Here is a 24,023-nt window from a genome sequence, read left to right as displayed (position 1 = left end):
GTAGAGCTCTTGCTCCTCCCCTCCAGAACAGGGGAGGAGCAAAGCACAAATACCGCCTCTGCAATACGAACACTCATAATCAACGGTTAAAACTTGCCTCAATGTTTTTTGAGCCGTTTGGCTCCTGTTAGACAACCTGATCCAAATCGCCCTACGGAAACACCATGCAGTCACTGCACAGCGCGAAAATCGCCATCATCGGCCTGGGTTACGTCGGCTTGCCGCTGGCAGTGGAATTCGGCAAGCATTTCGACACGGTCGGCTTCGATATCCACACCGCACGCATCGCGCAACTGCGTGCCGGCATCGACCACACCCAGGAAACCTCGGCTGAGGAGCTCGCCGCCGCCAGCCGGCTGACCTACACCGATGACCTTCAGGCGCTGCACGACTGCAACGTATTCATCGTCTCCGTACCCACACCGGTCGATGAGCACAAGCGCCCCGACTTCACGCCTCTGATCAAGGCCAGCGAGTCGATCGGCAAGGTGCTCAAGCACGGCGACGTGGTGATCTATGAGTCCACCGTGTATCCCGGCGCCACCGAGGAAATCTGCGTGCCCGAGCTGGAGCGTGTCTCCGGCCTGAAGTTCAACATTGACTTCACCGTGGGTTACAGCCCCGAGCGCATCAATCCCGGCGACAAACTGCGCCGGCTCACCACCATCCCCAAAATCACTTCCGGTTCGACACCGGAAGCGGCTGATTACGTGGATGCGTTGTATCGGACCATCATCATTGCCGGTACCCACAAGGCACCCAGCTTGAAAGTGGCTGAAGCCGCCAAAGTCATCGAGAACACGCAGCGGGACGCCAACATCGCTTTGATCAACGAGTTTGCGTTGATCTTCCACCGCCTCGGCATCGACACCCAGGACGTGCTGGCAGCCGCAGGCACCAAGTGGAACTTTCTGCCGTTCCAACCCGGACTGGTCGGTGGTCACTGCATTGGCGTCGATCCGTACTACCTGATCCAGAAGGCCCAGGCCGTGGGTTACTACCCGGACATCCTGCTCGCTTGTCGTCGAATCAACGACGGCATGGGTCAGCATGTGGCCAGCGAAGTGGTGAAGCTGATGATCGGCAAGGGCCATGCGATCAAGGGCAGCCGTGTACTGGTGCTCGGCCTTACATTCAAGGAAAACTGCCCAGATTTGCGCAATACCCGCGTGGTGGACTTGGTGAAAGAGTTCGAAAGTTACGGTGCCGAAGTGGACATCTACGACCCGTGGGCCGATGTGGCTGAAGCGAAGGCGGAATACGGATTGGTCCTGTTGCCTCAGGCACCGAAGCCAGGCAGCTACGACGCCGTTGTGCTCGCTGTCGCCCACGATGAGTTCAAGGCCACCGGCAGCGAAGGTGTGCGCGCCTGGGCCAACGGTCGTGCCGTGCTCTACGACATCAAGGGTGTGCTGCCCAAGGATGAAGTCGACGGACGGCTGTAAGTCATCGGTCTTTTCATGAAAGCTCTTTCAATTCCATCGGGACATTGGACGTAATGAAGAAATTTGCTCTTATTGGTGCGGCAGGGTACATCGCCCCTCGGCACATGCAGGCCATCAAGGCTACGGGCAATCAGCTGGTGGCTGCATTCGATCCGAATGATTCGGTTGGCATCATCGATAGTCACTTTCCCGAGTCCGACTTCTTCACCGAATTCGAACGGTTTGATCGTCACGTCGACAAGCTGCGTCGCGCCAATCACAGCAATCGCATCGACTATATGTCGATCTGCTCACCGAACTATCTGCATGACTCGCACATGCGCTTCGCGTTGCGCTCCGGTGCCGATGCCATCTGCGAGAAACCGCTGGTGCTCAATCCTTGGAATATCGACGGCCTGCAGGAAATCGAGCAGGGCACCGGACACAAGGTAAACACTATCCTGCAACTGCGTGTGCATCCGGCAATCGTGGCTCTGCGTGAGAAAGTGCAGAGTGAAAAGCGGGATACCAAGCGCGAAGTCGACCTCACCTACATCACCTCACGCGGCCATTGGTACCTGCAAAGCTGGAAGGGTGATGCGAAGAAATCCGGCGGCATTGCCACCAACATCGGCGTGCATTTCTTCGACATGCTGCATTACATCTTCGGTGCGCTGCAGTCCAACGTGGTGCATCTGTCGACTGAGACCAAGGCAGCTGGATACCTGGAATACGAGAATGCTCGCGTACGCTGGTTCCTCTCGGTCGATATCGAGGACGTGCCTGCCGCCGTACGTGAAACCGGTCAGCGCACCTATCGTTCCATTACCGTGGACGGCGAGGAGATCGAGTTTTCTGGTGGTTTCACCGATCTGCATATCCGCAGCTACGAAGAAATACTTGCCGGACGCGGCTTCGGCCTGGAAGAGAATCGCACCGCAATCAGCACGGTCGCAGCCATTCGCGACGCGGCACCCGCTGCGCTGACAGGTGACTACCATCCTTTTCTGAAACGGTGAATGACATGGGCTTCTATCAGCATCCTTCTGCCATCGTTGATGAGGGCGCGCAGATTGGCGAGGGGTCCCGTGTATGGCATTTCGTGCACGTCTGCGGTGGCGCGCATATCGGAGCAGGTGTCTCCCTGGGGCAGAATGTCTTTGTCGGCAACAAGGTCAGCATCGGAGATCGCTGCAAGATCCAGAACAATGTCTCGGTATACGACGATGTCACTCTGGAAGAGGGCGTGTTCTGCGGTCCCAGCATGGTGTTCACCAATGTCTACAACCCGCGTTCGCTGATCGAACGCAAGGATGAGTACCGCAATACGCTGGTGAAGAAAGGGGCGACGTTGGGTGCTAACTGCACCATCGTCTGCGGCATCACTATCGGCGAATTCGCCTTCGTCGGTGCTGGCGCGGTGGTCAACAAAGATGTGCCGGCTTATGCACTGATGGTAGGCGTGCCTGCTCGTCAAATTGGCTGGATGAGCGAATTCGGCGAGCAATTGAAGCTGCCCCTGCAAGGTACAAGCGAGGCTGTTTGTGCACGCACTGGCGTGCGCTACGTGCTTGATGGACGTCAACTTAACAAGCTGGATGCAGCGCAATGATCGAATTCGTTGACCTCAAGACCCAGCAGGCACGCATCAAAGACAAGATCGACGCCGGCATTCAACGGGTGTTGGCGCATGGTCAGTACATTCTCGGACCCGAAGTGGCTGAGCTGGAGGAAAAGCTTGCCGCTTATGTGGGCGCCGGACATTGCATTACGGTGGCCAACGGCACAGACGCGCTGCAGATTGCCCAGATGGCGCTCGGCATCGGTCCGGGCGACGAGGTAATCACCCCCGGCTTCACCTATATCGCTACGGCAGAAACGGTGGCCTTGCTGGGCGCCAAGCCGGTTTACGTGGACGTCGATCCGCGCACGTACAACCTCGACCCGACATTGCTGGAGGCGGCTATTACCCCGCGTACCAAAGCGATCATTCCCGTGTCGCTGTACGGCCAGTGCGCCGACTATGACGCGATCAACGCCATCGCAACCAGGCATGGCATCACGGTGATCGAGGACGCGGCACAGAGCTTTGGCGCCAGCTACAAGGGCCGCAAGAGCTGCAACCTGACTACCGTTGCCTGCGCCAGCTTTTTCCCCAGCAAGCCGTTGGGCTGCTATGGCGATGGCGGTGCGATTTTTACCAGTGACGGTGAGTTGGCCAAGGTCATGCGGCAAATCGCACGCCACGGTCAGGATCGTCGTTATCACCACATCCGTGTGGGCGTGAATAGTCGATTGGATACGCTACAGGCAGCCATATTGCTACCAAAGTTGGAAATCCTAGCTGAGGAAATTGAACTACGTCAGGGTATAGCGAAAGTCTATGGTCAACTGCTAACCAAATTTGATAGTAAAGCCACGCCTTATGTCGAATCACACAACATCAGTGCTTGGGCACAGTACACCATACAGGTCGATGATCGTGAAAATGTGCAGGCTAGACTCAAGGGTGTTGGTATTCCTACCGCTGTGCATTACCCGACTCCCTTAAACAAGCAGCCCGCAGTAGCTGACGCGACCAGTAGGTTGCCGATTGGCGACGCAGTGGCAGAGCGGGTAATGAGTTTGCCGATGCATCCGTATTTGTCACCTGCTCACCAGGTTGAAATTATGTCGGCGCTTCATAGTGATTGAATTTTGATGTCAGCCGCAGAGTCTACGTGGGTGATGCTCGTGCGCATATGGCTTAGACGCTTGTTGAGTAATAAGTTCTTGCGCCACGTGGGCGTTCTGGCTGGAGGTACAGCAGTTGCTCAGGCGCTTACGGTAATAGTGCTACCTATACTTACGCGGCTTTATACGCCTCAGCATTTCAGCATACTTGCTGTGTATGCATCACTGTTAAGCATCCTTTCCGTTGCTGCATGTTTGCGATTCGAGATAGCGATTGCAATACCGGAAAGCGATAGTGATGCAATTAATTTGTTAGCCCTAGCATTAAGTAGCTCATTAGCGTTAGCAATGCTTGTCGGCTGTATAAGCATTGCTTTTCCAGCGAGAGTGATAGAGCTTGTACATCAACCTGGATTGCGTCCCTATCTATGGATGCTGCCTTTGGGTATATGGCTATCTGGCTCTTATGCGGCTCTCCAATACTGGTCGACTCGGAAACATAAATTCACAGTAATAGCTAAAACAAGGATGACTCAGGCAATAGGAGGCGCCGGCGTTCAAGTTGGTTTTGGCTGGCTAGGTATGGCGCCATTCGGTTTGTTGTTAGGACAGATGATCAATAGTGGCGCGGGGATAGCAGGTTTAGGTCGGGATTTTTTTAGGGAGGATCGTAACAAACTACCATCCCTCAGTTTTAATGGCATGCGGAAAATGTTTCACGCATACGATCGCTTTCCAAAATATTCGACTTTCGAGGGGCTTGCCAATACTGCCGGGATTCAGTTGCCAGTTATTATCATCGCGGCGTTGGCTGTCGGCCCTGAAGCCGGTTATCTTATGCTGGCAACTCGAGCGATGGCTGCTCCAATGACTTTGATAGGAAGCTCAGTGGCGCAAGTTTATTTGTCACGTGCGCCAGAAGAGTTGCGCAGAGATTCACTCGGTGAATTTACGGCGAAAGTGATCGGAGGACTTGCCAAATCTGGTGTCGGCCCGTTGATATTTGCCGGCATTATTTCCCCAGTTGCATTTCCAATTATTTTTGGCGAAGAATGGCGGCGCGCCGGCGATATTGTTGGATGGATGACGCCATGGTTTGTTGCCCAGTTCCTAGCGTCACCAGTATCAATGACTCTGCATGTGACTGGTCACCAGCGAAGAGCATTAGTTCTGCAACTGTTCGGCGTTATTGTTCGTGTGGGTGCTGTTTTGCTTGCTGCCAAATTTGCAGCCGACGATGTTGTTGAGATTTATGCTGTTTCTGGATTTCTTTTTTATCTTGTCTATGTGTATGTAGTTGTAATTGTTTCGGGCATGCGATTGCAAAGATTGATTGCTGTATTGCGGGAAGCTTTGCCATGGGTGGCGATTTGGACTACAACAGCCTTAGCCTGTAGGGCGGCGATTGCTTTCCTGTGAGATTCTTGACGATGGAGAGATGATCAATTGCAGTTATACAGGGTTGCACATTCTCAAGAACGTGTCATTACTCTAAAGAGTGCCGATATTCCACAGCATAAACCATCAGGAGCATGGATATGGTCACGTTAACACATGCAAAATGGCTCAGAATGGCATATATACATACGATTAACTCTTTGTATTTTTGTGTATTCACCACGTTGATTTGTTCTGGCCTAATATCTCCGGCATATGCGACATCAGCAACACCCTCCACGCAGCCTAGTTCTAAATTCGTACTAGGTGATTATGACAAAGAGCCACGTCTTAATGGCCGTGTTGATACCGATCGCCTTGTCACCAAATTAGTAGATCTGAACGCGAACACGTATATGTGGCTCATTGCGCACGGGACAAACGATTGGCAGGATCTCGCCATATTCTTACCAAAGGCTGAGAAGGCGGGTATTACAGTGTGGGTTTATTTGGTTCCGCCATCTGAGACACCCGCTCAAGGTAGCACGTTCCATTATCCCGAGCCGTTTCGTCTTGATTACATAAAATGGGCTCAAGAGATTGCCAGACTTTCTCTTAGTCACCCCAATCTTAAGGGGTATGTGATTGACGATTTTTGGCGCAACATAGTTCCGAGCAAAGAAGTTCATTCAAAAAAATTCACGCCGGACTATATTCATAAGATGGTGGAGGCCGGTAAAGCAATAAATCCTAAAATCAAATTTTATCCGCTGATGTATTTTACTCATCAAATGGATGATGAGCAATTCATTAATACATGGAGTCAATTGATTGACGGAGTCGTGGCGGCGTATCCGGCGAACCGAGCAGCTGTCGAGAATTCATTAGCTTTATTGCGTAAAAAATCACTCCCGATGATCGTAATGGTTTCAGGGGATGAGTCTACTTTAGAGAGATTTAATCACGTTGCAGGCACGCCAGAGAATATTGCTGCTGGTGCCCAAGCCATGACGGAAATGGCACAGGATGGACTAATTGAAGGAGTGGTGACGTATTGTCTTGACAAGCGAGATGGAAGCAAGACATTCGAGGCCGTGAAAAGAATTTTTGGTGCGGCCGCTAAGCACTAACATGACGCGGTAAATAGGACGCGCATGCGCCTAACTATTAGCTCTTCGTGGCGATAATGCTGCGAGGAGTTTCTTATTTAGTTAGAAAAATATCAGTTCAGAGATAAACGCGAGATAGTGAATGAATATCGACATCTTAATGCCCGTGTATAACGAAGAAAAATATATCAAAGATGCGATACTTTCCGTCTTGTCTTATGATTACGATTCAAATATTTTCGTTCATTTGATAGTGGTGGATGATTATTCAACTGACCGAACTTTGGATATTATCAATGAAATTAAATGCGCAAACAGCAATTGTAAATTAACCGTCGAAAAGAACCGTGTTAAGGGAAAAAATAATGCGATAAATTTGGCATATGCAATTTCCAGCGGTGATTGTGTCTGCTTAATGGGCGGAGATGACATTCTATTACCTGCCGTACTTTCCGAACGGGCAAGTGCTCTGAAGTTGTCACGCACTGATTCTGACAAATTAGGCCAAGAGTGTGCTGCTTCATTTTGTAAATTGCGAATGTTTTCAGATAACCCAAAATACAACAATATTATTATACCCAAGGCTGAGGGACGAGGTAGCCCATCAGGTGGAGCAATTATGCTCACGAGAAGCTATGCCGACAAAATATTTCCACTCCCTGGAAATTTGCCTAACGAAGATACGTGGATCTGGTTGCATTTGAAATACATTCCTTGCGAAATAGCTCATGTTGGTAAGGTGGGCCTAAATTACCGTATACATGAAGGCAATTCGCACAGGCGCGACGATAATTTCCAGCAGTATAAAAATATGATTTGGGTTAGATCGCGCGCTTACCTTCAATTCTACAATTTGTGCGGTTCTCAACTACCACCGGTTGCAGAAAAGCAACTTCTTCGCGAAATTGTTGTGGAGATCGCTAAATATCTAGGTTGGTGGCACATCGTTTTGTTGACTAGACGAATTCCCTTCAAGGATAGAATTCGAATCTTCACTCATTCAACGCGACTAGGATTTTGGCTGCGTAATATAATGTTTAGACATTTTTCTGGCCGATAGCTATGAACGCTTTTTTATTAACATTTTTCGTTTTGGTCTGTGGCATAAATTTATTTATGCTTAGACGAAGCGGGTGGATGTGTCCACACAATTTGTTTATTTGGTTTAATGGCGTGATGGGAGTCGGTATCTTATTCCAGCTTGATTTAAATCGTGCTGAGGATGTTGCACATGCTGAATTAATAATTATTACAGCGATGTTATATCTTATTTTTAGCGTGCTTTTTTCAGCCGGCTTTAAGTTGCGCACCGCGTGGTCGAGATTTTGTTCGGAAACAGTAATTACGCATTCCCGCGCGGATTTACAAATCTCGACTTGTATTTTCATCATTTCAATAGTTGCATCATTTATATATTTTTACTTGGTCGGTTATAACGTACTTCTCCTTGTGTTGGGTAGTGGGGCTGAGAATGTAAACATAACGGACATGCGCTTGGCTTCCTACTCGGGCTCAAAATATTATGCGCCGGGATATTTTAATCAATTCAAAAATATTTTATTGCCCTGGTCATATCTTTCCATTGTTATGATCATTCGAAAATTATCACGATCATTGTTTTTCGTGCGCTTTGTTTCAGTTATTCTATTAATCCCTGTTGTATTCTCACTGCTCGGTACTGGTCAGCGTGCATTCTTTGTAGGATTTGTTATAGTCGCATTTTTGCTTAAGGGTTTTATTGCGCGCGGGAAAATAACGATTGGACGTGTAGAAGTGATTTTCACGGTCATTGGATTTTTTGTATTATTTTCTTATATGAGCTTGGCACTAGGCCGATCCGGCGGAAATACAATTTCCGATGATGCGGGTGAGTTACTCAGCCGCATCTTTTCCGAGCAGCAAATAGGATCTATTTTTGGGTTTCGTTATACATATCATCTGCCTGTTCAGTATGGGTCTGATTGGGCTGATGATTTGATGAGCATTTTGCCCGGAGAGCATGGGACGCATTTATCAAATAAGATTCACGAAATTTTATATGGCTCGGATCGTGGGACCGTACCTATATCGATGTGGACATCAGTCGTTTATAACTGGGGATATATGGGTGTATTTGTTTTTCCATTTTTCCTTTCTCTATTTTATTCAAAAGTAACTTTTTGGATGATTTCTCGTTCAAAAACAACAATTCCTGAGTTGGTTGGTTATGCTTTCTTATCATTTATTTTGGCATCATGGGTATCTGCTGGACCCATGCAGCTTATAAATAATGGTTTGGTAACTGTATGTCTAATGTTGGGTATAATGTATTTGATTGCTCATTCTAAATTAAGATGGGCAAAGTGAATTTGAATTGAGTGTGCTGTACTTGAAATTTTGGTGCAATTTACGTTAGGGAGATTGTCGTGTTCGAAGATGGCGTATTGCTAATTACTGGTGGGACAGGGTCATTCGGAAATGCGGTGCTTCGTCGCTTTCTTGATACTGGCATCAAAGAGATACGCATTTTCAGTAGAGACGAAAAGAAGCAAGACGATCAACGCAAGATATATGTAAATGATAAATTGAAATTTTATATTGGCGACGTACGCGACCCTCAGAGCGTGATGAATGTCATGCGGGGGGTGGATTACGTATTCCATGCGGCGGCGCTTAAACAGGTTCCGTCGTGCGAGTTCCATCCCATGGAAGCGGTCAAGACCAATGTGCTTGGTACGGAGAACGTGGTCGAGGCTGCGATTCAGTGCGGCGTGCGCAAGGTGATTTGCCTGAGCACCGACAAGGCGGTCTATCCGATCAATGCCATGGGCATCTCCAAAGCAATGATGGAGAAGGTGTTCGTAGCGAAATCACGCGTCGTCGATCCCGCGCGCACTACTATTTGCGGCACGCGCTACGGTAATGTGATGGCCTCGCGTGGATCCGTGATTCCGCTGTTCGTGGAGCAGATGCAGGCCGGGAGGCCGCTGACAATCACCGATCCCGCCATGACTCGTTTCATGATGACGCTGGATGATGCTGTCGATTTGGTGCTCTATGCGTTCGAGCACGGTGTCAATGGCGATATCTTTGTACAGAAGGCGCCGGCAGCGACACTCGATGTATTGGCGCGTGCAATGTTTGACTTGCTGGGTCGTCCAGACCACCCGATCGATGTCATCGGTACCCGTCATGGCGAAAAGCTGCACGAGACTTTGCTGAGTCGAGAAGAACATGCACGTACTGACGACTTGGCAGGCTACTTTCGCATCCCCGCGGACCTGCGCGATCTCAATTACGGTAAGTTCGTGGAACACGGCGAAGCGAAGATCAGTCTTAGCGAGGACTACACGTCGCACAACACGGAGCAGCTGGATGTGGAAGGGATGAAGAAGCTCCTTCTGAAGCTGAACTTCATCCGCGACCTGATCGCGGGTCGCACAGCCAGGCCGGTGGACTGATCCATGAAGGTATTGATTACCGGGGCCGACGGCTTTATTGGCAAGAACCTCCGTGTAGCGTTGTCCGAACAGAAGGACTTCGAAGTACTGCCGGTGACCCGTGCTACGGATGAGCTTGAGCTGGCACAAGTCATCGCCAAGGCGGATGCGGTGGTGCATCTTGCCGGCGTAAACCGACCGCAGGATCCAGCCGAATTTACTGCAGGCAATGCAGACTTTACCGCACGATTGTGCAGGCTATTGCGTGCTACGGCGCGCGCGATACCGGTGGCATTTGCCTCTTCGATTCAGGCCGAGCGAGACAATGCCTACGGATCGAGCAAGCGCGCTGCCGAGAGGCACCTGACGGACTATGCCGAGCAAAGTGGCGCAGGGGTAGGGCTGTATCGACTAGCAAATGTTTTCGGTAAGTGGAGCCGGCCCAACTACAACTCGGCGGTGGCGACGTTTTGCCATAACACGGCGCATGGCTTACCAATCCGGGTCGATGACCCTGCTGCGCAGGTGCGGCTGGTGTATGTGGACGACGTGGTGGCTGAGTTTCTGCGCTTTCTGTCCGAGCCGCCGCAGGGTGCGGCCATGCTTGAAGCCGGCCCGGTCTATACAGCGACTGTCGGCGAGATAGTGCGGCAGATCGAAGCCTTTGGTGTAGTGCGTCAGAACCTGGTCACCGAGCGCGTGGGCGAGGGTTTTGTGCGTGCGTTGTATGCCACTTATGTGAGCTACCTGCCTACGGAAGCGTTCAGTTACGGGGTACTGAAGTACGGTGACCCGCGGGGTGTGTTTGTCGAAATGCTGAAGACTAAGGATTCCGGGCAATTCTCGTTCTTCACCGCACATCCGGGTATCACGCGTGGTGGTCACTATCATCACAGCAAGACCGAAAAATTTCTGGTCATCAAGGGTACGGCACGCTTCCGATTCCGCCACATCCTCACAAATGAACGGTACGAACTGGATACCTCGGGTGAGCAGCCGGTAATCGTCGAGACCATCCCCGGCTGGGCACACGACATTACCAATACGGGTGACGATGAGATGGTGGTGATGTTGTGGGCCAACGAGATCTTCGATCGAACCAGGCCCGACACGATTTCCAGCCCGGTTTGACTTCCTGCATGATCTCAAAATGCAAAGGAATTTCAGCAAGCTTCAATTTGCCATATCGAATTTTGCAATTTGTCGGTCCGAGTACACAGACCGCAGTATATGAAACAGTTGGATGTTCCTTGACGGAGTAAATTTCATGGCACAGCCCGTTATTCAGCGGAAGCTAGCAAATGTGCAGGTCAAGGAGTTCTATCACGACCTTTTTGTCGATACACAAGTCAAGCACTTTGAGCTCATGTGCACTCCATATGTGAAAGTGGGTGCTGCTGATCGCGTCGTCGATGTCGGTGGAGGATGCGGCTTCTTTGCTGCGGCCGTTACAGGTTTGCTCGGTATCCCCACACGGGTCATCGATCTGGATGACACCTCTATCGAGCAGTGCAAGAAGCTGGGAATCGAGGCAATTCAGAGCGATGCACTCCAGCCACCTGTTTTCGGTGATGAGAGCGTGGTCTGCTTTAATTTGATCCTGCATCATTTGGTGGGTCCCACTGATAAGTCGACGGCGCAATTGCAGGGCACGGCGCTTGAAGCCTGGCGCAATCAGCCAGTTCACTTGTTTGTCAATGAATACATATACGACTCCTATATCTCGAATCTTTCGGGAAAGCTGATCTATGTGATCACTAGCAGTCGCATCCTTTCGAGTGTCGGTAACCTTGTGGCACGGATCATTCCATCCTTGAAGGCCAATACATTCGGTGTGGGTGTGCGGTTTCGTGCGACGGCCGAATGGTTGGATTTCTTCGAAAGCCGTGGCTGGCGGGTGACGGCACATACCCGAGGCGAGGAGGAGTTCGTATCCAAGGCCAGGCGACTTCTTTTCATAAAAAGCTGCCGCCGGGATAGTTTTGTCCTGCAAGCCAGGAACATGGCTCATTCATGAGCACGTGCGTGATTAAGCCCAATGAGTCCAATATGAAAAAGTTGAAAGTTGCGACGATTGTCGGAACGCGCCCCGAAATCATCCGGCTGTCGCGTGTACTGGCCAAGCTGGACGAGTGCTGCGAGCACGTGCTTATCCACACGGGGCAGAACTACGACTACGAACTCAACGGCATTTTTTTTGACGACATGGGAATCCGTAAACCGGATCACTTCCTGGAGGCAGCCGGCGCCAGCGGGGCGGAGACCATCGGGAAGGTAATTATTGCCGTGGATCAGGTGCTGGCCGAAGTGAGGCCAGATGCGGTGCTGGTTTTGGGCGATACCAATAGCTGTCTGGCGGTGATCCCGGCCAAGCGTCGCAAGATCCCTACCTTCCACATGGAAGCGGGTAATCGTTGCTTCGATATGCGTGTGCCAGAAGAGATCAATCGGCGCATCGTCGATCATACGGCAGACATCAATCTGACCTATAGCGATATTGCGCGTGAGTACCTGCTGCGCGAAGGACTATCGCCGGACATGGTGATCAAGACCGGTAGCCCGATGTGCGAAGTGCTGAACTACTACGCGAATCAGATCGAGGCGTCCAATGTGCTTGCGCGACTTGGTCTGCAGGAAGGGTGCTATTTCGTGGTCAGTGCCCACCGCGAGGAAAATGTCGAGTCGGATGAGAATTGTGCCCACCTCGTTGAGGTACTCAACGCGGTGGCGCAGCGCTATGGCATGCCTATCATCGTCTCGACGCACCCGCGCACGCGCAAGCGTTTCGACAGTATGGGCTACACATTGGATTCTCGGATTCAATTGCTGAAGCCGCTAGGTTTTACCGACTACGTGAAGCTGCAGTTGTTGTCCATGGCCGTGTTGTCCGATAGCGGTACCATCAACGAGGAGGCGTCGATACTCAATTTCCGCGCACTCAATCTGCGCGAGGCGCATGAACGGCCCGAGGGCATGGAGGAGGCCGCGGTGATGATGGTCGGCATGAACGTGGAGCGCGTAATGCAGGCGCTGGTGATTTTGGAGTTACAGCCGACGGGAGCGCAGCGCATGCTGCAGCAGGTTGCCGACTACAGCATGCCGAATGTGTCCGAGAAAGTTGTGCGCATCATCCACAGCTATGTGGATTACGTGAATCGGGTTGTCTGGAAGAAACCATGAGCGACTGCATTGGGCCTGATTTTTGCGCGTCAATGGGTGTCGGATGCGTATCCTGATCATCGTTGACACGTACGTCCCTGCACGTATCTCCGCAGCATTGCAGATGCATGACTTGGCGATCGAGTTTGCCCGGCAGGGGCATCAGCCAACGGTAGTGGTGCCAGCGCCGGAGCTGAATCGCTCTTGGACCATTGAGAATTTGGATGGCGTGGAGGTGCTTCGGGTCAAGGCGTTTCGCACCAAGGATATCGGCTATGTACGGCGGGTACTGGCTGAACTGTTGCTACCCTTTTTGCTATATCGAGGCCTGTTACGGAGCCCATTAGCCAAGGAATCATGGAGTGGCGTGATCTGGTATTCACCGACGATCTTTCTTGGGCCGATGGTGCATCGGTTGAGGCGGCGTCTTGGCATCAGAAGCTATCTGATCCTGCGTGACCTGTTTCCTGACTGGGCGGTGGACGCGGGCATCATGCGACGCGGACTGGCGTATCGTTTTTTCAAACAAATTGAGCGTTACCAGTACCAAATCGCCGATGTGATCGGCGTGCAGACGCCGAGCAATGTCCCGCTCGTCAAGGCAACTGCCACTCGAGGCAATCCTCGTATCGAGGTGCTGGACAATTGGTTGTCCGACCTGATCGATGCCGAGTGCCCAGTTTCATTGCAGGAGACACCACTTGCTGGAAAGACGGTTTTTGTCTATGCGGGCAATATGGGGGCCGCGCAGGGAATGGATTGCCTGTTGGAGCTGGCAGAAGATTTACGTGATCGCAATGACACGGGGTTTCTTTTCGTGGGGCGTGGTAGCGAGGTGGAGCGCTTGCGTGAATATGCGAATAGCCATGATCTGCGCCATGTAATGTTCATGGACGAGATCGACTCGAAATCGATTCCAGGCCTGTTAGCACAGTGCCATGTGGGCTTGATCGCGCTCGACCCACGACATACCACGCATAACATCCCTGGCAAGCTTTTGACTTATCTGCGGGCAGGCTTGCCAGTGCTGGCTCGAATCAATGCGGGAAATGATCTCAAACAGATCATCGACACCGAGGGCGTCGGTTACGTCTGTGTTGGCGATGCACAACATCAGTTGAGCAAACTGGCAGAAAGATTGCTGGATTCGCCGGAACTGCGGAGCCAGATGGCACATCGAGGCAAGGAGCTGGCAGAGAGGAGGTACTCTTCTGCAAGTGCCGTGAGCCGAATTGTTGCCGCACTGAGATCAGTAAACAGTAAATATGTAATCGACGTTAACCCAACAGGCCGCCCATGACTTTGACCGTCCACGCATTGAGTAGCAGTCGGCTTTAGACGTCAGGTGGTCCCTTATTCCTGGAGGGTTCCCCGAGTGATTGCCTTCCTGTTGTCTACGCCGGGCTTTCGGAACGGTGTGCGGATGAAATCGAACACATGAGCATCGTTTGCGGCAGAGTGGCGGATGAAATGATTCCGGCGTGCCCTCTGACGCAGCCAAGTCCGTTCGACAATCGCGATGTAGACGACCATGAAAATGCAGAAGGCGGCGAGGTTGGAGCCGGAGCCGAGAGGCAGAGATCGCACCACGCTGCCGAGGAAGGCGATCGAGGCGGCCAGTGCGACAAGTGCAATCAACGTGGCTCGTGGGCCGAGACCCGCACCCATCAGGATGTGGTGGATATGTCCGCGGTCCGGCTTGAACGGGGACTTGCCCTGACGCAGGCGACGGTACATCACTGCCAACGTGTCGAGCACAGGCAGGGCCACGCACCACAGTACGTCGACCGGTGACAGATGGGTGCCGGGTGCCTGGCTGAGACGAATCAACGTCCACGCCAGCAGGTAGCCAATGACCATGCTGCCAGCGTCGCCCAGGAAGATTTTGCGGCCCATGAAGCCGAGGTTGGCGGCGAGATAGGGCAGTGCGGCGGCTGCAAGCAGGCCGACCAGTGCCAGCGACCCGCGCAAGGGTGTAGTGCCAGCAAACAGCACGATGGCGGCGATGCTGACAAGGGCGAGGCTGCCGGCCAGGCCATCGATGCCGTCCATCATGTTGAACGCGTTCAGCAGGCCGATCACAGCGATCACGGTGATCGGTATGCCGCTCCAGCCCAGCTCCACTTGATAGCCGAAGATGTGGCCCAGCGTGTGGATGTAGACACCGGTATTGGCGATGACAATCAGGATCACCATGGTCTGTACCAGCACCCGAATCCGTACCCTCAAGTCGAAGCGATCATCCAGTGCACCGAGCAACACCAGCATCCCGGCAGTACCGAGCAACGTGTTTATGTACGTATGGAATTGGCCGTAGCTGAGTGCTCCGGCAAGCACGCCGATGAAGATGGCAACGCCACCGACCAGCGGCACACTGCCCACATGATGCTTGCGCTCGTTGGGATGATCCACCAGGCCCAGAGTGGGAGCGAATCGACGCAACACGGTGATTGCTACTGTTGAAGCGATGACGGCTATCAGGCAAGCAAGAATCGTCCGTGTATCTTGCATGTGAGAGAGCCTTTTCTATTCAAGTGCCCTTCTGAATTATTTCAAAAGGAGGTGTCTGGGTTGCGTGATCGGCAAATCGGCGTGAATCTGTTCTTGTCAGAGCGAGCAGTGTCGTGCGGTTGAAACCGGATCATGTCGATGGCAATCAAAGCCACAGCGGTTTTCGACTGTTGGCTACAGAGCATCAAACTGTGATCTGCATCAATTTTAACATATGTAGCTGGCTGACTCCGACACGGGTATTTCGTATTCAGTCTTTAGTTGTGTAGATGAACATCAATCGCACCAGTGTGGCCCAAGGTGCCTGCCTGCACGCGTTGATGACGTGAAGGTGATGTTTTTGAGCATGGGCGCGGCCCAGTGTCCGGGAAGGAACAGAGCTGTGGCGGTGATCTGTACTCCCGCCACAGCGGCCCGGATGGGTGCTTTTTTCAAGCCAAGATCAAAAGCCTTACCCCCTCCTGGCCTCCCCCTGCGAAGCAGGGGGAGGAACAGAGCTGCGAAACAGGAGTAGGGCGGGTGGCTCAGTGGAACATCAGGTTGATCGCGATCAGGGTGACCACGAGTACCAGCAAGGTCAGTGGTGCACCGACGCGCAGGAAATCCTTGCCCTTGTAGCCGCCGGGGCCGGTGACCATCATCAGCGCCGGATGGCCGGAGCTGAGCAGGAAGGTGTTGGACGAGGAGACCGCCACGATCAGCGCATAGGCTGACGGGTTGCCACCCGTGGCGACGGCGACGCTGATCGCGATCGGCACCATCATCACGGTGGCGCCGACGTTCGACATTACCTGCGAGAACAGCAGGGTGAGGATGGCCAGGCACGCCTGCAGCACCCACGGCGAGGCGCCACCCAGATGCTGCAACACGACCTGCGCGATCCAGGCGGCGGTGCCGGTGGCGTCCATCGACCAGCCCAGCGGAATCAGACACGCGGTCACGAAGATCGTCTTCCAGTTGATCGCCTTGTACGCCTCGTCCATGTTCAGCACGCCGGACAGCAGCATGCCGATCGCGCCGGTCATCATCGCCACCGACAGGTCGAGGTTGGTGAACAGCGCCAGGCACTTCGCCAGCACGAAGAAGCCCACCGCCTGCCAGATCTTGCCGGGGCGTTGCTCTTCCTTCGGGATGTCGGTAACGACGACCAGATCCTTGTCTTCCGCTGCCAGCGCCAGGTCGCGCCAGTTGCTATGCAGTACCACGGTGTCGCCGGCGCGCAGGCTGACGCCGCGCACGTCGTCGCGGAATACCTGTTCGCCGCGGGTCACCGCCAGCACCGAGATGCCGAAACGCTTGCGCAGGCGCAACTCGCCGACGGTGTGCTTGATGAAGCGCGAGACTGGCGGAATCACCACTTCGGAAATGCCGGCGCGAGTCGGGTTGAACAGCTCGCCGAGCTGGCGCATGCGGGTCGACAGCCGGCATAGATGGTTGTTGGCGAACTGGGCCAGCTGGTCACGCGGGCCGAGCACGCCGAGCACCGAGCCGACCCAGATCACGTGGTCGGCCGGCGGCGCCATGCGCGCGTCGTTGCCGCTCTTGATCGCAAGGATCAGCGGCGCACCGTGCAGTTGTTCCACTTCGCCGATGCTCATGCCGACCAGCGGGCTCTCCGCGGTGACGGTGAGCTCGGCGGTCTCACCGCCGATGCCATAGGTCTCGGCGAAGTAACTCTCGGTACGGCCGGGCGTCACCTTCAGCCGCTCGTCCTCATGGCCGGGCAGCAGCTTGCGACCGAAGAAGTAGAAGTACGCCACGCCAAGCAGGGCCAGGGTCAGGCCGATCGGGGTGACGCTGAACAGGCCGAACTTCGGGATCGTGTGCGCGCCGGGCGGCAAGTTCACGTTGGCGCTGGCGATCAGGTCGTTCAGCACGATCAGCGGCGAGTTCGCGATCAGGGTGGTGTTGGTCGCGGTGAGGATGCAGAACGCCATCGGCAGCAGCAGCCGCGACAGCGGCACGCCAGTGCGCGCGGACAGGCGGCTGCTGACCGGGATCATCAGTGCGGCCAGTGCCTGGCTGGGGATCACCGCGCTGAACAGGCTGGCGACCAGATTGATCACCACGCCGAGGCGCGACTCCATACCGCGCGCCATGCGCATCACGAAGCGTGCGGTGAGGTTGAGCACGCCGGCGCGATCGAGGCCCTCGCCCATGATCATGATCGCGATGATCGCGATCACCGCGTTGCCGGCGAAACCGTTGAACACGCGCTCGGACGGAATCAGCCCGGTCAGGCCGATCACCACCACCACCAGCAGCGCGACCATGTCGGCGCGGATCCACTCCAGCACCAGCATCAGCATGGTGAAGCCCACCAGCCCGAGTACCAGGATCATTTCGGGGGTGAGCGAAAGTCCCACTAGCTGACGTCCCGGAAGGGCGGCGGGTTACGGTAGATACGGCGGGGCAGTGGAAGCTTCACGCTGCGTCGATTCGTCCCTGGGTGAGTGGCGTGAGTATAAGCGGGCTGATGCGAGGGCTGGTGAACCTAAGGCCAAGAGCGACCCCTCCCCAGCCCTCCCCTGCAAGCAGGGGAGGGAGCATCGCGTGTTGCGCCCACTCTTGCGTGCAGGGAAGAGAGCACAGCGTATTGCTCCTCCCCCTGCTTGCAGGGGGAGGTTGGGAGGGGGTAAAGCTTTTCGCTCAAGCCAAGCGAAGGACTCGCCATGCAGCGCATATGGATCAATGCCCGCCGCCTACGTAACGAAAGCACCGATGCCGAGCGCCGCCTGTGGTACTTCCTGCGTCGCCAACAACTGGCCGGCCACAAATTCCGGCGGCAATATCCGCTGGCTGGCTACATCGCGGACTTCGTGTGCGTGCCGGCGCGTTTGGTGGTCGAGCTGGATGGTGGGCAACACCTTGATGCGCGGACCTACGACCAACGTCGCACTGAGGCGATGGAGCGCGAAGGTTATCGCGTGCTGCGCTTCTGGAACGACGACGTGCTGTTGCGCACGGAGGATGTGGTGGCGGAGATTCTTCGGGTGTTGGAAGGTGAGGCAAGAGCCTGACCCCTCCCCAACCCTCCCCTGCAAGCAGGGGAGGGAGTTACGACACGGCGGCATCTGAGTAGTGGCTTTTGCCCCTCCCCCTGCTTGCAGGGGGAGGTTGGGAGGGGGTGAAGCTCTTGCCCCTCAAACCCTCCGATACAACAAATCCCACACCCCATGCCCCAGCTTCAACCCACGCCGCTCGAAGTGGGTTTCGATGCGCCACTCGGGTTTCTCGGCGTACCGGCCGGGGCCGAGCTGGTTGCGCCAGGTCGGTGAGGTTTCCATCACCTCGAGCATGTGTTCGGCGTAGGCCTGCCAGTCGGTGGCCAGATGCAGCAGGCCGTTCGGCGCCATGCGCGAGGCGAGCAGTTCGACGAATTCGGGCTGGATCAGTCGGCGCTTGTTGTGGCGCTTCTTGTGCCAGGGGTCGGGAAACCAGATGCGTGCTTCGGCGAGGGTGCCGGGCGCGATCTCATGTTCCAGCACTTCGACGGCGTCGTGCTTGTACAGCCGCACGTTGCCGGCATCGCGTGCGGCCAGCGCGTTCATCAGCCGGCCGACGCCGGGACCGTGCACTTCGACGCCGAGGAAGTCGCGCGCCAGGTCGTGCTCGCTGGCCCAGGCCAGCGCCTCGCCGTTGCCGAAACCGATCTCCAGCACCAGTGGTGCATGGCGACCGAAGTTCGTGGCGAAGTCGTGCGGGGTGCCGTGATAGTCGATGCCGTAGCGCGACCACAGTGTGTCGAACGCGCGCTGCTGCGCCGGCGTCATGCGCCCTTCGCGCAGCACGAAGCTGCGGATGCGGCGCATGTATTCCGGTACGGAGTCGTCGTGGTCGGGATGGTCGGTCTTGGGCATGCGCGCATTGTAGCGGCTGCCATCGCGAGTGCCGATGCGGTCGCCCCCACTCCGACTACCCACGGCAAGCGGGGAAGGTCGGAGTGGGGAGCGACTACGGCTCAGTGCTCCTGCGCGTCGTCTCTCACCCGAGGCGCGGGCTTTTGTGCGGGCCGCGATTCGCTGCGTTGCGGGCGGGGCGTTTCGGCGCGTTGCTGCGGTTGCTCGTAGTGTGGCTGCTGAAAGGTCGGACGTGCCGGTTCATTGCGTTGCGGCACGGGCATCGGCTGCGGCTGTTCGCGGACGTAGTTGCGCTGAGCGGGTTCGGCACGCTGGAAGCGCGGCTCGTCGGTGTTGCGCATCGGTGCGGCTGGCGCCGGCGAGTCTTGCGGCATCGGGCGGTTGGACTGGTAGCGCTGGATTCGCTCGTCGTTGGCCGGCGCGTTCCGGTTGTCTGGGGCCGGGGCGGCACGCTGGATCTGCGGCACCTGCGGCAGCGTCGCATTGTTGCGGTAAGCCGGACGCGGCTGATTTTCGTTGGCACCGGAGATATAGCTGACACCGGGCTGTGGCGTCGCCTCGCGTTGGTCGATGTTGTCGCGGCCGCGCGGATGGGCGAAGCGTGTCGAGGGCATTCCGGTGTCGTCGCGTGCTTCGGCACTGTTGTCGTTTCGTGTCGCTGCCGGCGTAGCCGCGGTGATGCGGGTGACGGGAGGAAGCGGCTGCGGTGTGCCGGAGGACCGACGTGGGTCGTCGCCGCCGACGCGGCCGTTATCCGCACGATCGGTCGGGGCAGCGCGGTCGCCGCGGTCACGGTTGTCGCGCGGATTCAGCACGCGGACATTGGATGTCGGCATGCCGGCGCGTGGTGAGTCGGCGAGCTGACTGTTGCGCCCAGCCCCACGCGGATATTGCGCCACATCATGCGGTGGCATCGGCGGCGCACGGCGTGCCACGACTTCGCGATTGAATCCGCCGGTAGGCAGGCTACGGGCATGCGTGTTGCGCGATGGCTCTGCGCCACCTGCGATCGGGCGCAGTTTGTTGGCATCGCGCGAGACCAGCGGGGCAGCGGCGAGTTGGCGTGGATCGACTTTCACCAGGTTGCGCTGTACATGCCGACCACCTGCAAACGTGTTGCCCGGTACGGCGGTGAAGCCGCGTGGCGCGTCGCGATTGGCGTAATGGTCGCCACGCGATGGCGTGCCATTGCGGTAGCGGTTGTAGTGGTCGTCGATGTCGGCGCGGCGGTCATCGCCGCGGCGCTCTCGCATGTTGCGGATGTTGACGTTGGTGTAGCAGCTGCGACCGCAGCGGTACCACGGGTTGTAGATTTCGCCCGGGCCGAGTGGGAACCAGCCGACCGGGCCGCCACCGATGCCGACTGACCAGCCGCCACCGCCGACAAACGCGACCAGTGCCGGTGCGTAGATCGAGCGCACGCCGAGGGGTCCCGGAATCCAGCCCCAGCCACGATGCGTATAGGCCCAACGGCCGTAGTGATAAGGCGCGAAGCCCCACGGCGAATCGTCCACCCAGGTCCAGCCCCACGGCGCGATATACGCCCAGTGGCCGTCGCGGTACGGCGCCCAGTCGGCAGCGACCTGGGTCGGGTACCACACCTGACCGTAGTCGCTGGTGTCCTGCCAGGCGCCGTACTGATCCAGATCCTGGTAGCCGACCACGTCATCCGACACGTACTGGCTGCTGTTCGATTGCACGTAGCGACGGTCGCGCTCGCTGGACCATGCGTCGAATGCGTCACCGCCGTCGATGTCGCTGATCACCACGGCCGCGAGGCTGGAGTCGACGAAGCGATAGCTGCGGCCGGGATTGATCGTGCGCTGTGCATTGTTCTCGCCATACACGGTGGCGACGCCGTTGAACGCGGTGATCTGGGTGCCGCCACCGTCGTCGTTGATATCCACCCGGAACGTGCCGGGTCGGTCGATCACCAACGCCACGGTCGGCGTGTCGATTTCGTAACTCTGGCCCTGATCGAGATTGCGCACAGTGAGGTTGAGCGTGCCCTGGGTCAGCTCGATCTGGGCCAGCTGGTCATTCAGATCGAGCAGGCCGAAGTCGGTCTGGCCGTCCATGCGCAAGCTGGCACCGCCGAATTCCAGTTCGGCGCGGGCGCCCTGACTGGTGGACAGCCGGTCGCCGGTGGTCAGTGGGCGGTTGACGCTGGCGTCGCTCCAGTCCGTCGCGCCGGCCGGCAGGAAGCCGAGATCGCCGGCGATGTACGACAACCGTGCCACCCGGCTCGGCGGGTCGGCGCTGTCGTCATCTGCGCCGGACTGCGCCTGGGCCAGGCTTGCGGCCACGCACAGCAGCACAATCGCCGGCAGTCGCCAGCTGAAGCGTGATGGGGTGAAAAATTTGGCAAGCGCACGCATGTGACGTTCCCCCTGGGTGGGCGCGATAGGCCATCGCGCAATGAGTCCCTTCGATCCGCCAGCCTGTTCTGAAGCAAGCCGACGATGACGATCCGATTATGTACATATCGAAAGTTAGGCCAATCTTAGTTTTGCTGGTCGTGCTACTGGCGATTCAGCTGGCCGCCATCTGGGATTTATGCGGCGTTGGGTCAGCGATCGTGTCCCGCTCCCGACGCGCAACGAAGCGGCAGCCGGTTACGTTTGGTGAAACTTCAAGGCACCCGACTTTCCAACGGCGCGCATCACGCGTTACCATCCGCCGGCCAATGCGGGTGTAGCTCAATGGTAGAGCTGTAGCTTCCCAAGCTACTGACGAGGGTTCGATTCCCTTCACCCGCTCCACTCCCCGCTGCAGTGATCCGAGCTATCCCGAAACCTTATGGCGGATCTGATTACCGCGGGCCTGATTACATTGGGCTGGCGCGAGCGGTTGGCGTTGCCGCAGCTGGGCATCGATCTGCTCAAGGCCAAGCTCGATACCGGTGCGCGCAGCAGTTCGTTGCATGTCGATACCCTTGAGGAATTCCAGCGCGACGACGCGACCTGGTTGCGCTTCACCATGCATGTGGGTCGACGCCAGCCGGTGTATGTGAGTTGCGAGGCACCGGCGCTGGATCGACGCGCCGTGACTGACACCGGTGGCCGGCGTACCGAGCGCTGGTTCATCCGCAGCGAAGTGCAGCTGGCGGGACAGCGTTTCAGTGTCGACATCAATCTGACCGATCGCCGGCATATGCTGTTCCCGTTGTTGTTGGGTCGCAGCGCGCTGAGCGGGCGTTTTGCGGTCGATCCGGCACGTTCCTATACCCAGCCACGGCCGCTGCTGGTGGCCCCGGACATCTCATGAAGATCGCCATCCTGTCGCGCAACACCCGCCTCTATTCGACCAAGCGACTGGTCGAGGCAGCGCGTGAGCGTGGCCATGTGGTGCGCGTGCTCGATCCGCTGCGCTGCTACGTGCGCATCGCGCCGGGCGCGGTGGCGATCCGCTACAAGGGCAAGGAAGTGCGCGACATCGACGCGGTGATTCCGCGCATCGGCACCACCAGCACGTTCTACGGTACGGCCGTGTTGCGCCAGCTGGAAATGATGGGCGTGTACACGCCGAACCCGTCCGATGCGGTGCTGCGCGCGCGCGACAAGCTGCGTTGTCTTCAGATCCTCGCCGCGCAAGGCATCGACATGCCGATCACGGTGTTCGGCGACAACCCGGACGACACCGCCGACGTGCTGGCTCTGCTCGGCGATCCGCCGCACGTGATCAAGCTCAACGAAGGCAGCCAGGGCACCGGCGTGGTGCTGGCCGAGAAGCGCAGCGCCTCGCAGAGTGTGATCGAGGCATTCCGCGGCCTGTACGCGAACTTTCTGGTGCAGGAGTTCATCGCCGAAGCCAAGGGCAGCGATCTGCGTTGTTTCGTGGTCGGCAAGAAGGTGGTGGCGGCGATGCAGCGCGATGCCAGTCCGGGCGAGTTCCGCGCCAACCTGCATCGCGGCGGCAGCGCGATGGCGGCGACCTTGAGTGCGGAGGAAAAGCGTATCGCCGTGCAGGCGGCCGGCGCGCTGGGCCTCGGCATCGCCGGAGTGGATCTGCTGCGCTCCAATCGCGGCCCGCTGTTGCTGGAAGTGAATGCCTCGCCCGGCCTGGAAGGCATCGAGGCGGCAACCGGTGTCGATGTGGCGGGCGCGATCATGGATCTGCTGCAGGCGCAGGCAGGCGATGCGCCGGCCGAGACGCGGACGCGACGCAAGCCGGCCCGGGCCTGAATGGCGGCGCACCACGCACCGCATTAACGGCCAGGTGAGTACGGGTTAACTACACCGTAACCAGCGACCCCCTATAAAGCAGACACTGTTTTTTGCGTGGCATGCAGGCCCTGTGGCCGGTGACGAGCAGATGATGGTATCGGGGCAGTAGTTTGGGCCCAGGTGGGCGACGGCGAGTCGCGCATCTGGGCCTTTTTATTGCCTGCAGCATCGTGCGTTCAGTTTCACATCGCGATCGGCGCACTTCGTTAACGCAAGCTTGTTAAGCTTGCATCCTCAGTCGACCCGTGTGTCGGCTGCGCAGGAG

The 24,023-nt window shown here is 56.4% G+C and carries 20 protein-coding genes and 1 tRNA gene; 17 read left to right on the top strand and 4 right to left on the bottom strand.

Annotated elements, in window-relative coordinates; all coding sequences use genetic code 11:
* Positions 1-164 precede the first annotated feature (164 nt).
* The 13 genes from tviB (at position 165) to IE071_RS10460 (ending at position 14,461) form a co-directional block, all read left to right on the top strand.
* Positions 165-1,445, top strand: a complete 1,281-nt coding sequence (tviB, locus tag IE071_RS10520) for a Vi polysaccharide biosynthesis UDP-N-acetylglucosamine C-6 dehydrogenase TviB (RefSeq protein WP_189441160.1) — start codon at positions 165-167, stop codon at positions 1,443-1,445.
* 53 nt (positions 1,446-1,498) lie between these two features.
* Entirely contained in the window at positions 1,499-2,443 is a 945-nt protein-coding gene (locus IE071_RS10515; protein ID WP_189441159.1) for a Gfo/Idh/MocA family protein, read from the top strand.
* A 5-nt stretch (positions 2,444-2,448) separates the two neighbouring features.
* Positions 2,449-3,036 (top strand): UDP-2-acetamido-3-amino-2,3-dideoxy-D-glucuronate N-acetyltransferase, encoded by a 588-nt coding sequence (wbpD, locus tag IE071_RS10510; protein ID WP_189441158.1) that lies wholly within the window; start codon positions 2,449-2,451, stop codon positions 3,034-3,036.
* Positions 3,033-4,118 (top strand): DegT/DnrJ/EryC1/StrS family aminotransferase, encoded by a 1,086-nt coding sequence (locus IE071_RS10505; RefSeq protein ID WP_189441157.1) that lies wholly within the window; start codon positions 3,033-3,035, stop codon positions 4,116-4,118. Before wbpD ends, IE071_RS10505 begins: the two co-directional genes overlap by 4 nt.
* A gap of 6 nt (positions 4,119-4,124) precedes the next feature.
* Positions 4,125-5,516 (top strand): lipopolysaccharide biosynthesis protein, encoded by a 1,392-nt coding sequence (locus tag IE071_RS10500; RefSeq protein WP_308427773.1) that lies wholly within the window; start codon positions 4,125-4,127, stop codon positions 5,514-5,516.
* A gap of 113 nt (positions 5,517-5,629) precedes the next feature.
* The gene (locus IE071_RS10495) at positions 5,630-6,604 is read left to right on the top strand and encodes a hypothetical protein (protein ID WP_189441155.1); all 975 of its coding nucleotides are present in this window, start codon (positions 5,630-5,632) and stop codon (positions 6,602-6,604) included.
* Positions 6,605-6,725: 121 nt separating this feature from the next.
* Positions 6,726-7,643 carry a glycosyltransferase family 2 protein gene (locus tag IE071_RS10490; RefSeq protein ID WP_189441154.1) on the top strand — a complete coding sequence of 306 codons (918 nt, stop codon included), beginning with the start codon at positions 6,726-6,728 and terminating at the stop codon, positions 7,641-7,643.
* 77 nt (positions 7,644-7,720) lie between these two features.
* The gene (locus IE071_RS10485; protein WP_189441153.1) at positions 7,721-8,929 is read left to right on the top strand and encodes a hypothetical protein; all 1,209 of its coding nucleotides are present in this window, start codon (positions 7,721-7,723) and stop codon (positions 8,927-8,929) included.
* Between the two features lie 59 nt (positions 8,930-8,988).
* The gene (locus IE071_RS10480; protein ID WP_189441152.1) at positions 8,989-10,023 is read left to right on the top strand and encodes a polysaccharide biosynthesis protein; all 1,035 of its coding nucleotides are present in this window, start codon (positions 8,989-8,991) and stop codon (positions 10,021-10,023) included.
* 3 nt (positions 10,024-10,026) lie between these two features.
* Positions 10,027-11,133, top strand: coding sequence for a UDP-2-acetamido-2,6-beta-L-arabino-hexul-4-ose reductase (wbjC, locus tag IE071_RS10475; RefSeq protein WP_189441151.1), 1,107 nt, complete (start codon positions 10,027-10,029; stop codon positions 11,131-11,133).
* A 136-nt stretch (positions 11,134-11,269) separates the two neighbouring features.
* Positions 11,270-12,019 carry a class I SAM-dependent methyltransferase gene (locus IE071_RS10470; RefSeq protein WP_189441150.1) on the top strand — a complete coding sequence of 250 codons (750 nt, stop codon included), beginning with the start codon at positions 11,270-11,272 and terminating at the stop codon, positions 12,017-12,019.
* A gap of 32 nt (positions 12,020-12,051) precedes the next feature.
* Positions 12,052-13,182 (top strand): non-hydrolyzing UDP-N-acetylglucosamine 2-epimerase, encoded by a 1,131-nt coding sequence (gene wecB, locus IE071_RS10465; RefSeq protein WP_189441149.1) that lies wholly within the window; start codon positions 12,052-12,054, stop codon positions 13,180-13,182.
* A gap of 43 nt (positions 13,183-13,225) precedes the next feature.
* The gene (locus tag IE071_RS10460) at positions 13,226-14,461 is read left to right on the top strand and encodes a glycosyltransferase family 4 protein (RefSeq protein ID WP_189441148.1); all 1,236 of its coding nucleotides are present in this window, start codon (positions 13,226-13,228) and stop codon (positions 14,459-14,461) included.
* 53 nt (positions 14,462-14,514) lie between these two features.
* Here IE071_RS10460 and IE071_RS10455 read toward each other — a convergent pair whose 3' ends face one another.
* Positions 14,515-15,606: an undecaprenyl/decaprenyl-phosphate alpha-N-acetylglucosaminyl 1-phosphate transferase gene (locus IE071_RS10455; protein WP_229792857.1), complete on the bottom strand. Its 1,092-nt coding sequence runs from the start codon at positions 15,604-15,606 to the stop codon at positions 14,515-14,517.
* Positions 15,607-16,196: 590 nt separating this feature from the next.
* Positions 16,197-18,014 (bottom strand): SLC13 family permease, encoded by a 1,818-nt coding sequence (locus IE071_RS10450; RefSeq protein WP_189441146.1) that lies wholly within the window; start codon positions 18,012-18,014, stop codon positions 16,197-16,199.
* Between the two features lie 330 nt (positions 18,015-18,344).
* Between IE071_RS10450 and IE071_RS10445 the strand changes: the two genes are divergently transcribed.
* On the top strand, positions 18,345-18,692 hold the full coding sequence (locus IE071_RS10445) for an endonuclease domain-containing protein (RefSeq protein ID WP_189441145.1): 348 nt from the start codon (positions 18,345-18,347) through the stop codon (positions 18,690-18,692).
* Positions 18,693-18,815: 123 nt separating this feature from the next.
* Here IE071_RS10445 and trmB read toward each other — a convergent pair whose 3' ends face one another.
* Positions 18,816-19,532, bottom strand: a complete 717-nt coding sequence (trmB, locus tag IE071_RS10440) for a tRNA (guanosine(46)-N7)-methyltransferase TrmB (RefSeq protein ID WP_189441144.1) — start codon at positions 19,530-19,532, stop codon at positions 18,816-18,818.
* Between the two features lie 101 nt (positions 19,533-19,633).
* Positions 19,634-21,910 (bottom strand): DUF6600 domain-containing protein, encoded by a 2,277-nt coding sequence (locus IE071_RS10435; RefSeq protein ID WP_189441143.1) that lies wholly within the window; start codon positions 21,908-21,910, stop codon positions 19,634-19,636.
* A 310-nt stretch (positions 21,911-22,220) separates the two neighbouring features.
* On the opposite strand from IE071_RS10435, the gene IE071_RS10430 reads away from it, so the two are divergent.
* The 3 genes from IE071_RS10430 to rimK all read left to right on the top strand — a co-directional run bounded on the left by IE071_RS10430 (position 22,221) and on the right by rimK (position 23,716).
* A tRNA-Gly gene (locus IE071_RS10430) sits at positions 22,221-22,294 on the top strand.
* A gap of 37 nt (positions 22,295-22,331) precedes the next feature.
* On the top strand, positions 22,332-22,799 hold the full coding sequence (locus IE071_RS10425; RefSeq protein WP_189441142.1) for an ATP-dependent zinc protease family protein: 468 nt from the start codon (positions 22,332-22,334) through the stop codon (positions 22,797-22,799).
* Positions 22,796-23,716 (top strand): 30S ribosomal protein S6--L-glutamate ligase, encoded by a 921-nt coding sequence (gene rimK, locus IE071_RS10420; protein ID WP_189441141.1) that lies wholly within the window; start codon positions 22,796-22,798, stop codon positions 23,714-23,716. Before IE071_RS10425 ends, rimK begins: the two co-directional genes overlap by 4 nt.
* Positions 23,717-24,023 lie beyond the last annotated feature (307 nt).

The sequence above is a fragment of the Rhodanobacter panaciterrae genome, from assembly GCF_014651895.1.
Taxonomy (GTDB): domain Bacteria; phylum Pseudomonadota; class Gammaproteobacteria; order Xanthomonadales; family Rhodanobacteraceae; genus Rhodanobacter; species Rhodanobacter panaciterrae.
This window is presented reverse-complemented; position numbering and strand designations above follow the sequence as displayed.

Coding starts and splice junctions, on each gene's coding strand:
- IE071_RS10435 (WP_189441143.1), bottom strand. CDS start 21,910: ATGCGTGCGCTTGCCAAATTTTTCACCCCATCACGCTTCAGCTGGCGA.
- IE071_RS10470 (WP_189441150.1), top strand. CDS start 11,270: ATGGCACAGCCCGTTATTCAGCGGAAGCTAGCAAATGTGCAGGTCAAG.
- IE071_RS10460 (WP_189441148.1), top strand. CDS start 13,226: ATGCGTATCCTGATCATCGTTGACACGTACGTCCCTGCACGTATCTCC.
- IE071_RS10485 (WP_189441153.1), top strand. CDS start 7,721: ATGTGTCCACACAATTTGTTTATTTGGTTTAATGGCGTGATGGGAGTC.
- IE071_RS10500 (WP_308427773.1), top strand. CDS start 4,125: ATGTCAGCCGCAGAGTCTACGTGGGTGATGCTCGTGCGCATATGGCTT.
- IE071_RS10425 (WP_189441142.1), top strand. CDS start 22,332: ATGGCGGATCTGATTACCGCGGGCCTGATTACATTGGGCTGGCGCGAG.
- rimK (WP_189441141.1), top strand. CDS start 22,796: ATGAAGATCGCCATCCTGTCGCGCAACACCCGCCTCTATTCGACCAAG.
- wbpD (WP_189441158.1), top strand. CDS start 2,449: ATGGGCTTCTATCAGCATCCTTCTGCCATCGTTGATGAGGGCGCGCAG.
- tviB (WP_189441160.1), top strand. CDS start 165: ATGCAGTCACTGCACAGCGCGAAAATCGCCATCATCGGCCTGGGTTAC.
- IE071_RS10445 (WP_189441145.1), top strand. CDS start 18,345: ATGCAGCGCATATGGATCAATGCCCGCCGCCTACGTAACGAAAGCACC.
- IE071_RS10450 (WP_189441146.1), bottom strand. CDS start 18,014: ATGATCCTGGTACTCGGGCTGGTGGGCTTCACCATGCTGATGCTGGTG.
- IE071_RS10490 (WP_189441154.1), top strand. CDS start 6,726: ATGAATATCGACATCTTAATGCCCGTGTATAACGAAGAAAAATATATC.
- wecB (WP_189441149.1), top strand. CDS start 12,052: ATGAAAAAGTTGAAAGTTGCGACGATTGTCGGAACGCGCCCCGAAATC.
- IE071_RS10515 (WP_189441159.1), top strand. CDS start 1,499: ATGAAGAAATTTGCTCTTATTGGTGCGGCAGGGTACATCGCCCCTCGG.
- IE071_RS10495 (WP_189441155.1), top strand. CDS start 5,630: ATGGATATGGTCACGTTAACACATGCAAAATGGCTCAGAATGGCATAT.
- wbjC (WP_189441151.1), top strand. CDS start 10,027: ATGAAGGTATTGATTACCGGGGCCGACGGCTTTATTGGCAAGAACCTC.
- trmB (WP_189441144.1), bottom strand. CDS start 19,532: ATGCCCAAGACCGACCATCCCGACCACGACGACTCCGTACCGGAATAC.
- IE071_RS10505 (WP_189441157.1), top strand. CDS start 3,033: ATGATCGAATTCGTTGACCTCAAGACCCAGCAGGCACGCATCAAAGAC.